The sequence below is a fragment of the Bradyrhizobium sp. genome (genome assembly GCF_049512235.1).
Lineage (GTDB): Bacteria > Pseudomonadota > Alphaproteobacteria > Rhizobiales > Xanthobacteraceae > Bradyrhizobium.
In genome coordinates this window covers 1-15,168 of record NZ_JBEKXH010000130.1, presented here as the reverse complement: position 1 = coordinate 15,168, position 15,168 = coordinate 1, and the positions used below count along the sequence as shown (strand labels likewise).

15 protein-coding genes and 1 pseudogene are annotated in these 15,168 nt (G+C 61.4%); 4 read left to right on the top strand and 12 right to left on the bottom strand.

Annotated elements, in window-relative coordinates; translation table 11 throughout:
- Positions 1-477: mechanosensitive ion channel family protein (locus ABSG20_RS14265; protein ID WP_423865147.1), on the top strand; the 477-nt coding region annotated here is incomplete at its 5' end.
- A gap of 84 nt (positions 478-561) precedes the next feature.
- Here ABSG20_RS14265 and ABSG20_RS14260 read toward each other — a convergent pair.
- Positions 562-1,316: pseudogene (locus ABSG20_RS14260) on the bottom strand (adenylate/guanylate cyclase domain-containing protein); the annotation flags it as partial.
- A 260-nt stretch (positions 1,317-1,576) separates the two neighbouring features.
- Here ABSG20_RS14260 and ABSG20_RS14255 point away from each other — a divergent pair.
- Together ABSG20_RS14255 and ABSG20_RS14250 are read left to right on the top strand one after the other, a co-directional pair.
- Positions 1,577-1,831: an Ldh family oxidoreductase gene (locus ABSG20_RS14255; RefSeq protein WP_490338324.1), complete on the top strand. Its 255-nt coding sequence runs from the start codon at positions 1,577-1,579 to the stop codon at positions 1,829-1,831.
- Between the two features lie 25 nt (positions 1,832-1,856).
- Positions 1,857-3,224, top strand: coding sequence for an LLM class flavin-dependent oxidoreductase (locus ABSG20_RS14250; RefSeq protein ID WP_423865146.1), 1,368 nt, complete (start codon positions 1,857-1,859; stop codon positions 3,222-3,224).
- Positions 3,225-3,313: 89 nt separating this feature from the next.
- Here ABSG20_RS14250 and mctP read toward each other — a convergent pair whose 3' ends face one another.
- The 5 genes from mctP to ABSG20_RS14225 form a co-directional block, all read right to left on the bottom strand.
- Positions 3,314-4,813, bottom strand: coding sequence for a monocarboxylate uptake permease MctP (gene mctP / locus ABSG20_RS14245; RefSeq protein WP_423865145.1), 1,500 nt, complete (start codon positions 4,811-4,813; stop codon positions 3,314-3,316).
- Between the two features lie 30 nt (positions 4,814-4,843).
- Complete coding sequence (locus ABSG20_RS14240; RefSeq protein WP_423865144.1) at positions 4,844-5,023, bottom strand: DUF3311 domain-containing protein; 180 nt, start codon at positions 5,021-5,023, stop codon at positions 4,844-4,846.
- Between the two features lie 210 nt (positions 5,024-5,233).
- The gene (locus tag ABSG20_RS14235; protein ID WP_423865143.1) at positions 5,234-5,779 is read right to left on the bottom strand and encodes a GlcG/HbpS family heme-binding protein; all 546 of its coding nucleotides are present in this window, start codon (positions 5,777-5,779) and stop codon (positions 5,234-5,236) included.
- Positions 5,780-5,834: 55 nt separating this feature from the next.
- Positions 5,835-6,449: a hypothetical protein gene (locus ABSG20_RS14230; RefSeq protein WP_423865142.1), complete on the bottom strand. Its 615-nt coding sequence runs from the start codon at positions 6,447-6,449 to the stop codon at positions 5,835-5,837.
- 92 nt (positions 6,450-6,541) lie between these two features.
- Positions 6,542-7,156 carry a hypothetical protein gene (locus tag ABSG20_RS14225; protein ID WP_423865141.1) on the bottom strand — a complete coding sequence of 205 codons (615 nt, stop codon included), beginning with the start codon at positions 7,154-7,156 and terminating at the stop codon, positions 6,542-6,544.
- Between the two features lie 393 nt (positions 7,157-7,549).
- Here ABSG20_RS14225 and ABSG20_RS14220 point away from each other — a divergent pair, with 393 nt between their 5' ends.
- Complete coding sequence (locus ABSG20_RS14220; protein WP_423865140.1) at positions 7,550-8,620, top strand: peptidyl-alpha-hydroxyglycine alpha-amidating lyase family protein; 1,071 nt, start codon at positions 7,550-7,552, stop codon at positions 8,618-8,620.
- Between the two features lie 88 nt (positions 8,621-8,708).
- Here ABSG20_RS14220 and ABSG20_RS14215 read toward each other — a convergent pair whose 3' ends face one another.
- The 6 genes from ABSG20_RS14215 to ABSG20_RS14190 all read right to left on the bottom strand — a co-directional run.
- Entirely contained in the window at positions 8,709-9,713 is a 1,005-nt protein-coding gene (locus ABSG20_RS14215; RefSeq protein WP_423865139.1) for an ABC transporter permease, read from the bottom strand.
- The gene (locus ABSG20_RS14210) at positions 9,707-11,227 is read right to left on the bottom strand and encodes a sugar ABC transporter ATP-binding protein (RefSeq protein WP_423865138.1); all 1,521 of its coding nucleotides are present in this window, start codon (positions 11,225-11,227) and stop codon (positions 9,707-9,709) included. Before ABSG20_RS14210 ends, ABSG20_RS14215 begins: the two co-directional genes overlap by 7 nt.
- Positions 11,228-11,491: 264 nt before the next feature.
- Positions 11,492-12,445 (bottom strand): sugar-binding protein, encoded by a 954-nt coding sequence (locus ABSG20_RS14205; RefSeq protein WP_423865137.1) that lies wholly within the window; start codon positions 12,443-12,445, stop codon positions 11,492-11,494.
- Positions 12,446-12,860: 415 nt separating this feature from the next.
- Positions 12,861-13,718 (bottom strand): D-amino-acid transaminase, encoded by an 858-nt coding sequence (locus ABSG20_RS14200; protein ID WP_423865136.1) that lies wholly within the window; start codon positions 13,716-13,718, stop codon positions 12,861-12,863.
- A 197-nt stretch (positions 13,719-13,915) separates the two neighbouring features.
- Positions 13,916-14,647 (bottom strand): amino acid ABC transporter ATP-binding protein, encoded by a 732-nt coding sequence (locus ABSG20_RS14195; protein ID WP_423865135.1) that lies wholly within the window; start codon positions 14,645-14,647, stop codon positions 13,916-13,918.
- 10 nt (positions 14,648-14,657) lie between these two features.
- On the bottom strand, positions 14,658-15,168 hold a 511-nt coding region (locus tag ABSG20_RS14190), incomplete at its 5' end, for an amino acid ABC transporter permease (RefSeq protein WP_423865134.1).

The following is a 15,168-nucleotide window of genomic DNA, read 5'->3' as shown; positions in this document are numbered from 1 at the left end:
GCGGACCGGGCCCATGTTCTGGTCCCGAACTCCTATTTCATCACCGAGAAGGTGAAGAACTGGACGCATCGCAACAGTTTCGGCCGCGTCGTCATCGGCGTCAACGTGGCCTGCAACAGCGACCCGCGACGGACCCGAGACATCCTGCTGAAGGTCGCGAAGGACAATACCGATGTGATGACGACGCCGGAGCCGTCCGTCGATTTCGAAGAGTTCGGAGCCGACAGCCTGAATTTCAAGCTTTATGCCTGCACCTACAACCTCGCCAGGAACATGAGCGTACGGACAGACCTGCGCATTGCCATTCTCGAGGCATTCCAGCAGGCGGGCATCCGCATGGCATTTCTGCAGACCGACGTCACGGTGCGAACCATCGAGAAGTTGCGCGAAGCCGTGTCAAACTACGTCTCCGGTCCCGCCAACGGACGCGGCGACGGCCTGCAGGCGTCGCGTCGGATGCGCGAGACGGGAGGCTGACCGAGAGAGCCGTGGGGGCGGCACCAAGAAAGCGTCTGCAACGGCCGGGCCGCTCAGTCCCGGCGCCTTCGGCGGCTCATTTCTGTCCGCAGCAGGTCTGTGCCCGAGCACTGTTCGCAGGATGCCAACGAAGAGCAATGCTGCGACTGGCCAATGAAACCAGATGGTGTGCAGACCGGTGAAAACATTGATCAGAATCAGAAAGCCCGAAACTGTGAGTATCGCTGCAATGGGGCGAGGCAGGTTCGCTACCGATCCGAGATGGAGCTCATCGATGTGGATGGCGCGTATCGGTCGCGAATCCGTTGAGCGCCAGCTTCCGAGGCTGCAACTGCCCCAGCTTGGGGAGTAGAGCTTTCGTCAATGGGGAAGCCATGTCGCCCGACGGCTCGGCCGCCCATGGTCACTCGATAGCTGGTTACGGGAGCAACGTTCTGTTGCTGGCCGAGACAGTCAAAGCCAAGAGATAGTTTGTTGTGCACCTGATCGTAGACGGAGGCGGAGACCACGACGCCACCGGGCTCGGCGAGTTATTGCAGCCGCGCCGCGATGTTGACCCCGTCGCCAAAGATGTCGGAACCGCCCACCATCACATCTCCTAGATTGACGCCGATGCGAAACCGCATCTGGTGCGCCTGAAGCGGGTCCGAATTCCGACTGGAAATTTCCTGCTGAATCTCGACCGCGCACTGCACGGCCTCGACAACGCTTGCGAACTCGGCGATCACGGCATCGCCCCAAGTATTCACGATCCGCCCGTCATGGCGCTCCACCAATCCTGCAATGGCGGTGCGATAGCGGCGCAGCGTCCCCAGCGTTCCCGCTTCGTCTGCTGCCATGAGGCGAGAATAGCCGTGCACATCGGCGCAGCCCGAGGAATGGGAAGCCTGACGGGCAGCGCACCGGTCGGCTGCGCCGGCGGATACACTATCTTGCCACTTGCTCTGCGGCCTCTGCTTTGAGACCATGAGCCAAGAACCAAGACCAGCCATTGGCGCGGGCCGCGATGCGAGGAAGCTGCCATGCCGATGGTGCAGGCCGACCGTCTCACGCGCATCGGCTCGGGGCGGCCGGGGCGTCGGAGGAGGAAGCCGGTGCCGTGGCGACAGGTTGCGTCAATGCCAACCTTGCCGGCCATGATTCGCACGGGATCATCGCGATCCCGGCCTATATCGATCGTATTAAGGTCGGGTATATTGTTCCCGGCGCACCATGGACCATCGTGCAGGAAAGCCCGACAACAACCGTGATCGATGGCCACTGGGGTTTTGGCTTTCACGTCAACGCCAAGGCGATGGCGTTGACGATCGAGAAGGCCAGGACCATCCCAACCGGCTGGCTCGGTCTGGCGTGAAACCAAGAGCGAGCGGGAGGCCCGCATGACACGGCAGATGGTGATGGTCGGATTCCTGCAGGCGCAGAACTGCACCAATTTGCCGAGTTCGTGGCGCCATCCAGAATCGCGCGATGATTCGATGTCGGCGGATTACTATCAGGAGATCGGCCGGATTCTCGAATCCGGCAAATTCCACATGGCCTTTTTCGACGACCGGCTGGCGATGCCGGACCGTTACGGCAATGACCACGCCCATACCGTCGAATATGGCATCCGCTGCGTCAAGATGGACCCGGTCATCGTGCTCACCGCCATGGGCATGGCCACCGACAGGATCGGCCTGGCATCGACCTGCTCGACCACCTATTACGAGCCGTTCGACGTCGCCCGCCGGTTCGCCACCCTGGACCTGATGACCGGCGGCCGCGCCGCCTGGAACGTGGTCACATCCGTCAACGACGGCGAAGCGCATAATATGGGCAAGAACGCCCATCTCGATCATGATTTCCGCTACGACCGCGCCGACGAGTTCATGGAAGTCGTGCTCGGCCATTGGGATTCCTGGCAAGAGGGATCGCTCTTGATCGACAAGAACAGCGGTCGCTTCGCCGATCCCGCCAAGGTGAAACGTCTCGATCACCACGGCCCCTTCTTCAAGTCGCGCGGACCATTCACGGTGCCGCGTTCGCCGCAGGGCCATCCCGTCATCATCCAGGCCGGCGCAAGCGGCCGTGGCCAGCGCTTTGCCGGCCGCTGGGGCGAAGTCATCTTCACGGCGGCGCGCAACCTGGCCGGCGCCAGACAGGGCTATGAGGCGATCCGTACCGAGGCCGCCAAAGCGGGCCGCGACCCGGATCAGATCTTCCTGTGCAATCTGACCACGCCCGTGTGCGGCGCGACCAGGACAGAGGCCGAGGACAAGATGGCGCTGATCGAGAAGCTGCCGCTGGAAATCGACGCGCTGTCGCTGTTGTCGGAGGGACTGAACTACGATTTTGCCACCAAGGGTATCGATGAGCCGCTGACCACGGAAGAGCTGCAGGGCATGCAGGGTATCCTCGGAATCCGCGACGGCGTGCTCAGGATCTCGGGCAAGACCAACCCGAGCGCGCGCGATTTTGTCACCTTCAGCGGCCGCGGCCAGACGGCGGATGCGATCGTCGGCGGACCAAAGGAGATCGCGGACCAGCTCGCGGAGATGTTCGAAGGCCGCGGCTGCGACGGGTTTGTGATCGCAGCAACCTATGTGCCCGGCTCCTACGCCGATTTCGTCCGCCACGTCATTCCGGAGCTGCAGCGGCGCGACTTGTTTCGCCGCGATTATGCCGGCAAGACCCTGCGCGATAATCTCGGCCTGAAGCGGCCGGCCGCCGGCGCATGGAAAAATCAGCCGGGTGTAGCGGCGGAATAATAAAAGGGATTAAGCCATGCGCTGGCTGAAATTCACCGCGGATGGACCAACCTCTCATGCCCAGTGGGTAGGCCACGCCGGTGGGTAACTCAGGATCGGGCCACGGCGCTTGGGTGTCGTTCGGGCGACAGCCAGGCGACAACCACGGTCGCGATGGCCGCCACGGCGACGTTGAGGATCAGCGCGCCGAGCCCGACATAGAAGGAAGTGCTGACGCCGCCGAGGTCGATGGTCGCGAGCGGCTTCAGTCCGTTGCTCCAGGCCGTCCATGATCCCCAGAGGATGCCCGCGGCCCAGCCGAGCAGCAGGCCTTCGACGCGGAACCAGCGCGTGAACAATCCGAATACCAGCGTCGGAAAGGTCTGCAGGATCCACAAGCCGCCGAGCAATTGCAGGTCGAGCGCATATTGCACCGGCAGCAGCAGCGTGAAGGCGAGCGCGCCCAGCTTGACCACCAGCGACGTGAGCTTGGCAACAGTGGCCTCGCCGGCGTGGCTGATGCCGGGATCGATATAGGCTTTCCAGACGTTGCGGGTGAACAGATTGGCCGCGCCGATGCTCATCACCGCGGCCGGCACCAGCGCGCCGATGGCGATCGCCGAGAAGGCAAAGCCCGCGAACCATGCCGGGAACACCGCCTTGAACAGCTCAGGCACCACATCGTTCGGCGAGGCCACCTTGATGTGGGCGGCATAGGCCATGTAGCCGAGCAGCGCGATCAGGCCCAAGAGCAGCGTGTAGGCCGGCAACAGGATCGCGTTCTTGCGGATGGTATCGGCCGAATTCGACGCAAACACGCCGGTCAGCGTATGCGGATACATGAATGCAGCCAGCGCCGAACCGAGCGCCAGCGTGGCATAGGGCAGCATCTGAGCCGGCTTGAGAGTGAGGCCCGTGGCGCCCCCCTTGGCCGCGAAGGCATCGTTGGCGGCTGCGAATACCACGCCATATCCGCCCAGTTTCACCGGCACCACCACCACTGCCACCAGCACCACGATGTAGATCATGATGTCCTTGACGAAGGCGATCAGCGCCGGGGCGCGCAGGCCGGAACTGTAAGTATAGAGCGCCAGGATGATGAAAGCGGCAACGATCGGCAGATCGCCGCTCAGGCCGATCGCCTTGATCGTCACCCCCATGCCGATCAGTTGCAGGGCAATATAGGGCATGGTCGCGACCATGCCGGTCATCGCGACCGCGAGTTCAAGGGCGCGCGACTGGTAGGTGCCATGGACCACGTCGGCCGCAGTGACGTAGCCGTTGGCGTGCGCCTTCTTCCACAACAGCGGCATCACCGCGAATACGAAGGGAAAGACGATGATGGTGTAGGGCAGCGCAAAAAAGCCGTAGGCGCCCACCGCATAGACCAGCGCCGGCACCGCGATCACGGTGTAGGCGGTATAGAAATCGCCGCCGAGCAGAAACCAGGTGATCCATGTGCCGAATTGCCGTCCGCCCAGCCCCCATTCGTCGATATGCTCGCTGACCGGACCCGATTTCCAGCGCGCGGCCAGAAATCCCATCACGGTGACGAGGATGAAGAAGAAGATAAAAACCGAAAGCGCAACCCAGTCGATCTGATCAGCCATGACACAGGTTTCCAGTCTTCCTGCAATTACCTAAGGACTCTCACCGCGCGCGCGTCGCCGATAGACCAGCCAGATCAGCAGTGAACTGATCGGCACCCATGCCAATTGATACCAATAGAAAAACGGAAATCCGAACAGCGCCGGTTCCTGGAAGTTGTAGAACGGCACCCACAACAGGCCGATAAAAGGCACCAGCAACAGTATCCACATCGGCGGACTCCAACGCTTAGGCCAGCGCCGCGGGCCGGCTTTTCATTGATTTAAGGATTAAATGGCGGCATCGACAAGCAGTTTTATCGTTGCTGCGATGCGATTTCCGAGCGCGTGATCGGGTATGGCCCCGGCGCCGCGACCCTATCACGTCGTTGCGCCGACAGAAATTAAGGCGCCGCGCAGCCGCCGGGGCGGAAAGGCGCCGTGCTATTTCACGACCTCCGCGCCGACCTTGCAAATGGCGGCGTCCTGATCGCCGGTGCCACCGCTGCAACCGACCGCGCCGATCAGCTTGCCGCCTTCGACCAGCGGAAATCCGCCGGGACTCGCCACCAGCGTGGGATCGAGCGTGCTGACATAGCCATGGCCGGTTTCAAACTGGTTGTAGAACACCCGCGATTCCCGGCGAAAGCGCGCCGCGGTGCGGGCCTTGCCGATCGCAATCGGACCGGAGGCGATCTGTGCGCCCTCCATCCGCGCGAAATGCACCAGTTCGCCGTTGGTATCGACCACGGCGATGTTCATCTTCCAGTTTCGCTTTTTGGCCTCAGTTTCGGCCGCGGACAGCACCTGCTTGGCGCGCTCGAGCCCGATCGAAAGGCCATAGGGAATATCGAAGGGCATAACGTCGGGCGTACCGCCCGCCGGAGGTTGCGCCGGCGGCGCCGCCGGCGCTGCCGTCTGAGCCAGGGTTGACGAACTCATGACCGCCATGGCGCAAGCCGCCATGGCCATGGAAGCGATTAAACGCATACTCTCTTCCTCCCCATTGAAGTTATGTGTGGCAAGTCTGTCGATAACGCCGCATTTACATCGGCGGCGTCAAGCCATCCTTGCCGTACGTGATGCGCGGAGTTAGCAAGGTCCCGTCTGGCTGCTTTTTCGCGGCGGCGACGAAGACCTTGGTACCGGGCTTTATCTCATCCTTGATCCCTATGACATAAGTGACAACCGCCGTCTCCGGAGTCACCAGCAGTTTCTTCTCGCCATCCTTGTATTTGACCGACAGGATCTGCCCCTCGACCCCGGCAACGGTCTGCTCGACATTGGCGTTGGTCATCTTGGTCTGTGGCTTCAGATCCCAGTCATAATGGCCTTCGCCGGTGCCGCGCATCGATTCCGGGAAGATATGCACCTCGATGGCCTTTTGGCTGCCGTCGGGTTGCATCACTCCCGTTGAACCAACGAACAGGCCTGGCTTGATGTCGGCCATCGTCGACTTCACGATCGCGACAAACAGCGGATTGTCGGTAACCGTCAGCTTGAGCTCCGCGCCGTCGCGGTTCTTGACCACGTAAACCGGGCCTTCGATACGTTCGACGGTGCCGCGGATGCGGACGGTTTCCTGCGCCGATGCGGGCCACGCGGCGCAGACCAGTGCGAAGCTCAAGGCAGCAAGGCTGCGCTGTATCATGCCGGACATTCTGACCTCCCCTGGTTGGCAACATTCCCTGCAACCCCTGCGAACGGTTCTGAAGCTTGCTGCTTCATGCAGGCTCGTCAGCAAGCGCCGATTCACATCGGCGGCGTCAGCCCATCCTTGCCGTAAATGATGATCGGAGTTTGCACGGCTCCGTCAGGCTGCTTTTTCCCGCCAGGTACAAAAATCTTGGTCCCCGGCTTGAGGTCGTTGCCGTCACCGTTGACAAAGGTAACGACCGTGGTTTCAGGGGTCACCAGCAGCTTCTTTTCGCCCCCCTTGTATTTGACCGACAGCATCTGACCGTCGACCCCGGTGACAGACTGCTCGATATTGGCGTTGGTCATCTTGTTTTGCGGCGCGAGATCCCAGTCGTAATGGCCTTCTCCCGCCCCGCGCATCGATTCCGGAAAGATGTGTACCTCGCTGGCTTTCTGGGTGCCGTCGGGCTGCATCGTTCCGGCGGAGCCGATGAACAGGCCCGGCTTGATATCGGCCATCACGGCCGGAACGGTCGCGACAACCTTCGGATTATCGGCGAGCGTCAGCTTGACTTCCGCGCCGTCACGGTTCTTGACGACGTAGACAGGACCTTCGACGCTCTGGATAGTGCCGCGGATGCGGACGGTCTCCTGCGCCGATGCCGGCGCGGCGATGCAGACCATGGCAAGGCTCAAGGCTGCCAGCGTGCGCTGTATTGTCTCGGACATTGGACTTCTCCCCTGGGTTTCGAATTGACGTCTATTTCTCGTTATTGGGTCGGTGGGTCATTCCCCTAGATGGTCTTTCTCGGTGCTGCGACGGCACAGTGGCTCGAAAGGCTGCGCACATTGCTCTGTGACACCGACGTTGGCTAAGTATTCCTGAAATTCCACGTGGTCGCAAACCCCAGATCGATGCCGCACCGCAATCGCCGTCATTCGCGTTTGATTCCGCTACCCGCGTTCCGCGGCAACTCATGCCGCCGCTCTTCCACGCCCGTGCCCGGGCGCCGCCCGATGACGGTGAAGACCGCGCGCGCGGGGATGGACGCCGCGTCGCGGCCTGGACTAGCATCCGCGGCAAACGCAAACGGCACCACGAGCCCTTTCAGGGAGAAAATCATGAGGAACTGGCTGATCGGACTATTGCTTTTGGCCGGAGTTCCGGCGCTGGCGCAGCCGGCAGTACCCTCGATCGACTTCGCCTCGGTGCCCAATCTGCTGCGGCTGCCGCCCAACATGTATTTCGGCGAAGCATCGGGCGTCTCGGTCAATTCCAAGGGGCATGTTTTCGTGCTGTCGCGCGGCAACACCTCGGGACCGGCTTATGGCGCGGCGGCGACGCAACTCCTGGAATTCGATGCGAAGGGCGCCTTCGTCCGCGAAATCGGCAAGAATCTCTATGCCTGGTCATTTGCGCACACGGTCAAGATCGATCCTGCCGACAACATCTGGGTCACCGACAAGGGCTCCGACATGGTGATCAAGTTCGATCCCGAGGGCCGCGTCGTCATGGTGTTCGGCCGCAAGCAGGAGGCAGCGGATGAAGAGACCGGGCCTTTGAAGCACCCGAAGCCGCCGTTGCCGGCCGACGATGGCCGCTTTCGTCAGGTCACCGACGTGGCCTGGGACAAGGCCGGCAATACCTACATCAGCGACGGCTACATCAATTCGCGCGTCGCCAAGGTGGACAAGGACGGCAACTGGCTGAAGTCATGGGGTGAACGCGGCAAGGAACCCGGCCAGTTCAACACCCCGCACTCGATCGCGACCGACGCGCAGGGCAATGTCTACGTCGCCGATCGCGGCAACCACCGCATCCAGGTGTTCGACGGCGAGGGTAAATTCCTTCGCCAGTTCGTCATCGACGTGCCGGTGCCGCCGGACGCCAGACCTGCGATCGGCAAGATCCCCGACGAGGCCGTGATGGCCGGCGGCACCTTTGCGCCGGGCTCGCCCTGGGCGATCTGCATCACGCCGCCGCCGCATCAGGTGCTGTACAGCTCGGACGCCTGGCCGGGCCGCATCTACAAGCTCAGCCTTGATGGCAAGGTGCTCGGCGTGCTCGGCCAATCCGGCAAGCAGTTGAAACAGTTCGGCTGGATCCACGCCATGGCCTGTCCGTCGGAGAACGTGCTCTATGTGGCCGAACTCTTGAACTGGCGGATCCAGAAGCTGATCCTGAAGCCGTGAGCGGGCAGACCGGACGATCAAAGCGACATCCGGGATCTTACCCCATTCCCGCAATCCCCGCATATCGCTGCGCTACGCGGGCTACTCGCTACTTCGCCAGCAGAGAGGGGGCCTTGGCACCGGCCCCCTCGTTTTCGCGACCCGCAACCCTGCGCTCGCGGTATTCCTTGAATTGCTGGTCGGCCAGCACGCCGATCAGGATGACCGCCCCCATGACAGCGAAATTCAGCGAGCTCGGTATTCCCAGCAGGTTCACCAGGTTTTGCAAAATCTGCAGCAGAATGGCGCCAAGAACGATGCCGACGATCGTTCCTTCACCGCCCCGAAGCGAGCACCCGCCGAGCACCGCCGCGGCAATCCCATATAGCTCGTAGAAATTACCGTGCGAGGCCGGCGAGATCGAGCGCGTGTACATGGTGAGAAACACCGAGGACAGACCTGCCAACGCGCCACAAATGACATAGGCCGCGGCCACCACGCGACCGGTCCGGATGCCGGAATAGCGTGCGGCTTCTTCATTGCGTCCGACCGCGAACAGATATCGGCCAAACACCGAACGATGCAGCAGCACCGCCATGGCGAGTGCGATGATGACGAAGGCCATGAAACTATGGGGCACGCCATAACTGCGCCCGGTGGTAAGCCATTCCAGCGTCGGAAAGCTCTGGCCGAAGGCAAAGCCCGCGGTTCCGTCGTTGGTGTAGTAGCGAGCGATGCCGCGATAAAGCAAGAGGCCACAGAGCGTCACCACGAACGGTTGCAACCGCATCCTGGTGATCAGGAACCCGTTGATCCATCCGATCAATGTCCCCATGACCAGGATGATCAGGAACGCCAGCGGCCAGGGCAGTTCGTAGGTGACCAGAAGGTCGACAAAGATCACACCGAGCAGCGCGAAAACCGATCCGATCGACAGGTCGATGCCTCCGGTAATGATGACGAGACCTTCACCAAGCGAGAACAGTCCGAAAAGGCCGATCAGATTGGCAGTGTTGGCCATATTGACGGGAGAAAGAAAGCGCGGGTTGATCAGCGCGACGATGGCGCCGACAACCAGGATCAGAACGAGAAGGCCGAGATCTTTTTTCAGCATGGTTGATCCGAATTCATTGCCTTGCCGACGGCGAGCTGCATCACGTTGTGCTCGCTGAATTGATCGCGGCTGAGCTCGCCGCTGATTTGGCCCTCATGCATGACGAGGATGCGATCGCTGACACCGATGACCTCTTCCATGTCGCTGGAAATCATCAGCACGGCTACCCCCGCATCGGAAAGGGCGCGTATCAGGCTGTAGATTTCGCTCTTGGCTCCAACATCGATGCCCCGCGTTGGCTCGTCGAACAGCATCACGTTTGGCGACATCGCCAGCCATTTGGCAAGCACGACCTTTTGCTGGTTGCCGCCAGACAGGGTTGCCGTCACGCTCGACACCGAGGGGGTTCTGATGTTGAGCCGCTTGGTTTGCTGTTTTGCCGTTGTTTCCTCGCGACCATGATCCACGAGGTATGCAATGGCAAAATGCTCCAGGTTCGGCAACGAAATATTGTTCGTGATGTCGTCCTCCAGAATCAACCCCGCGCGCTTGCGGTCCTCCGGGATCAGGTAAATGCCGTGCGCGATCGCATCGCGGGGCGATTTGATGGTCAATGGATGACCTGCGGCCTCGATCGTCCCATCGATCGGCCGGTCGATCCCGAACACGGTGCGCGCGAGCTCGGTCCGTCCAGAACCGACCAGTCCTGCCAGGCCAACGATCTCGCCACGCCGCAGCGAAAAATTGACCGGGCGATCCGGGTAGGTTGTCGTGCGAATGCCTTTGAGGAGCAGGATTTCCTCTCCCGGTGCATCCTTGGGGAAGCTGTAGAGCGCCTTCAGGTCGCGGCCGATCATGAGACGTATCATGCGGTCGTGGTCGATATCGGCCTTTTGCAGCATCCCGACCACCGCACCATCCCGAAGCGCAACAACGCGGTCCGCGCATTGCTCGATTTCATGGAGCCGGTGGGTGATGAAGATGACGCTGACACCGCCAGCCTTCAGTTCGGCAACGACCTCGAGCAGACGGTTGGTCTCGGTCAAGGTGAGGCTCGAGGTGGGCTCGTCCATGATCACGATCTCCGCACCCAGCGAGAGCGCCTTGGCGATTTCGACCAGCTGGCGCTGGGCAAGCGAGAGATCGGAGACCTTCGTGTCGGGCTTGAAGTCGGCGCCGAGCCGGTCGAGCAGCGGCTGGGTGCGTGACCGGATGGCGGCGGTGTCGATCAGTTGCAGCAGTCCGAATGACCGCGGCTCGCGGCCAAAGAACACATTGGCCGCCACATCGAGGTTGTCGAACAGGTTCAACTCCTGATGAACGAAGGCAATGCCGCTGCGGATCGCTTCCGAGACCGTGAGATTGTCTTTCCGCTCACCCCGTAGCCTGATGACTCCGGAACTTGGCGCCGTGACGCCGCCAAGGATCCGCATCAAGGTGCTTTTACCGGCCCCGTTCTCCCCGATCAGCCCGACGACCTCGCCTGAGGCGACGGCGAGGTTGACATGGGAAAGGGCTTGGACGCCTGGATAAGACTTGCAGATGTCAATCAGTTCAAGAATGGATTCTGGCATGCCTCATCGCTTCTCTGCGGCGGTGGATCGCGGCGCCACCAGGCGACGGATTCCGTGAAACCAGTTGTTTCCGGCCACTAGCGTTGCTCTCTGGCTCCCTCTCCCGCACTTCGCGGGAGAGGGAGCGCAACACCGCAAGCTTCCATATGATGCGAACCTCGGGAACGCTGTACGACGCCTGCCTGACATCGCCGGCATGAAACCTCCGACGCGGCATTCCCGCTAACGACCGCCGGCGCATGCGCCGGCGGTCGCACGGTCGTATTACGACTTGCCTTGACGTTGCTTGAGCTCGGCCCAGAAGGCATCGACGTTGGACTTGTCGATGATCTTGGTCGGTATGATGATCAACTTGTTGGCCGGGATGAACGATTTGTCGCCTTCCAGGTATTTGGCCATGTCCTTCATGCCCTGGTAGCCCCATTCGTAAGGCTGCTGCACAACGGTGCCGACAATGGTTCCTTCCTTGACGCCGCCCAGCGTAATCGGGTCTTCGTCGAACCCGATAACCGTGATTTGCTTGAGTTTGTCGGCGTCCTTGAGCGCCTCATAGATTCTCGGCGTGTTGTAGGAATAAAAGCCGATCATGCAGTTGATATCGGGATTGGCCGTGAGCGTATCCTCGACATTGCGCTTGGCGCGGGTTTGGTCGATGTCGTCGCCGCGAACGTCCACCAGCGTGACCTTGGATCCCTTGATCGTATCCCTGACGCCCTGGATACGTTCCTTTGCGTTGTCGGCGCCGAGTAATCCGACGAAGCCCATGCACTTGCCGCCGTTGGGAAGCGCTTTCAATACCAATTCGCCGGCCTGCTTGCCGGCATCGGTGTTGCTGGACCCGATGTAGGCCACCCGTTTGGTTTCGGGCGCATCGCTGTCGGTTGTGAACAGGGCAACCTGGCCTCCGATGCGATTGAGGGCGTCGCTCGAGGTCTTGGGGTCGGCTGAGCTCACCATGATGCCGGCCACGCCGGCCGCGACGAGGTCGTCCATCAGCCTGATTTGGATCGCCGCCGAAGCCTGCTCGGGATATTTGAAAACAAGATTGTAGTTCGGAAGTTCGCCCTGGGCCTTCTTCACGCCCGCTTCCGCGGCTTTCCAAAAGTCGGAGGCGCCGTTGACCACAAACGCGAGCGTCTTCTTGTCCGCCGCGAATGAGCCGTTGGTCCCAGCCAAGACGAGAACCGCCGCGGTTCCTGCCAGCAAAAGTCTATTCATATTTCTCTCCCTGTTGTCATTTCTTGATACTTTATAGCTTCTTGATACCTTGGATCTTGATACTTTGGGTTCGCCCGATCCAGTTCAGTTCCGTGCAAGGCATCCTTGCCGATTGGGTCGATCGCGCCCTTGCCAAGCCAGGGGTGCCTTCGATCAACCTTGGATGTCAAGCGTATCGCGTTCGCCCTCGATGTCTATACGAAGCAGCAAAAAAAGTGATTGGCGCTGGCGTTAGCCAGCTCGGTTCAAATTCCCGGCAGGCCTTGAGGTGTTTGAGGTGCTGCAGGCCTGTGCAGGTTCGGCCGCGGCGACCGCAAGGTCTCTCTCGGGTGGTTGCGGCTTCGGCCACTTCCCCCACATCCGGGCACCGACAAACCGCCAACCTGAGGGCATCACGCAACCGCCGCGGCTGCATTCACACCGCGGTGGCGCGGGCGAAGTCGACATAGATCTCGCGCAGGCGGTCGGTCATCGCCCCCGGTTTGCCGTTGGCGACGGTCTTGCCGTCGATCGAGACCACCGCCTGCACGAACACGGTGGCGCTGGTGATGAAGGCCTCCTTGGCCGCCAGCGCCTCCGCAACCGTGAACGGCCGCTGCTCGACGCGCAGCTGACGCTCTTCCGCGAGCGCGACTACCGCCTTGCGGGTGCAGCCCGGTAGAATCGCCGATGAGTTGTGCCGCGTCACCAGCACGTCGTCTTGCGTGAGGATGAAGGCGGAGGACGAGCCGCCCTCAGTGACCATGCCATCCTCGATCATCCAGGCCTCGCTGGCGCCGGCTGCCGCGGCGGCCTGCTTTGCCAGTACCTGCGCCAGCAGCGCCACGCTCTTGATGTCGCGGCGGACCCAGCGGATATCGGGCACGGTGATCACAGCGATGCCGGTTTTGGCCGATGGCGCGTTGATGATGTCTTTGACGGAAGTGAACATTACCAGCGTCGGTTTTACGCCTTTCGGGAATGCAAAATCGCGCCCCGTGTCGGCGCCGCGCGTCACCTCCAGATAGACCATGCCGTTGACGAGGTTGTTGCGCCCGATCAGCTCTTTCTGGATCTGAAGGATGCGCGCGGGTGTTTCGGGCAGACCAAGCGCGATCTCGCCGACCGACCGCTGCAGCCGTGCCAGATGCGAGGCATTGTCGACCAGTTTGCCGTCGAGCACGGCGGCAACCTCGTAGATGCCGTCCGCAAACAGGAAGCCGCGGTCCAGTATCGAGATCTTGGCATCGGCCAGCGGCACGAACGACCCGTTGACATAAGCGATCCGGTCCAAGCGAGTTCTCCTATGGGGGGATGCGAAGCGGTTTATCGGCACACTATAGGCAAATTATGAAGTCGCGGGGCGCCGAAGCAGGGCGACCACGAGGGTCGCCCCAAGGGGCGCCTTGTGGGCGTCCTGTTTGAACCGTCATTCGCAATGACTGGGCTGAGCTGGTCACCCCTGGTGAACATGGCTTCCTCCCGTGCCCCTCAATGCGACAGGATCTTCGACAAAAACTTCTGCGCACGGTCGCTGCGCGGACTGCCGAAGAAATCGGTCTTGAGCGCGTCCTCGACGATTTCGCCCTTGTCCATGAAGATGACGCGGCGCGCGACCTTGCTGGCAAAACCCATTTCGTGGGTCACCACCATCATCGTCATGCCCTCGCGCGCGAGATCAACCATGACATCGAGCACCTCGCTGATCATTTCGGGATCGAGCGCCGAGGTCGGCTCATCGAACAGCATGGCGATCGGATCCATGGCGAGCGCCCGGGCGATCGCGACGCGCTGCTGCTGGCCGCCGGACAACTCGGCCGGGTATTTGGCCGCATGTTCCCTGAGGCCGACCCGGTCGAGCAGTTTTGTGCTCTTTGTCACGGCCTCCCGATGCGATCGGCCCAGCACCTTCTCCTGCGCCAGGCACAGATTGTCGATGATCCTCAGATGCGGAAACAGCTCGAAATGCTGGAACACCATGCCGACGCGGGCGCGCAGTTTCGGCAGGTTGGTCCTGGGATCGTTGACTTTGATGCCGTCGAGAATGATCTCGCCGCCCTGGAACGGCTCCAGCCCATTGACGCATTTTATCAGTGTCGATTTTCCCGACCCTGAGGGACCGCACACCACTACCACCTCGCCCTTGGCGATGGTGGTGGTGCAATCCCTCAGCGCCTGGAAGCCGGGCCCGTAATATTTGTCGACGTGGCTGATCCTGATCATCAAGGTCTCGCTAATGCACGTAGGCGATGCGGGTCTGCAGGCGCCTGACGCCGAACGACGCGGCACTTGACATGACGAAATAAACCACGGCCGCGAACAGATACATTTCGACCAGCCGGCCGTCGCGTTGTGCGACCTTGCTGGCGGTGCCGAGAAAATCCGGGATCGACAGCACGTAGACCAGCGAGGTGTCCTGGAACAGCACGATGGTCTGGGTCAAGAGCACCGGCAGCATGTTCCGGAAGGCCTGCGGCAGCACGACATAGCGCATGGTCTGGCTGTAGGTCAGGCCAAGCGCCTGGGCCGCGGCCGGCTGGCCCTTCGAGATCGACTGGATGCCCGCACGCATGATCTCGGAGAAATACGCCGCCTCGAACAGGATGAAAGTGACCAGCGAGGAGGTGAACGCGCCGACGCGAACCGGCCGCGACGATCCGGTCAGCCATTGCCCGATGTAGGGCACCAGGAAATAGAACCAGAAGATCACCAGCACCAGCGGCAGCGAGCGCATCAGGTCGACA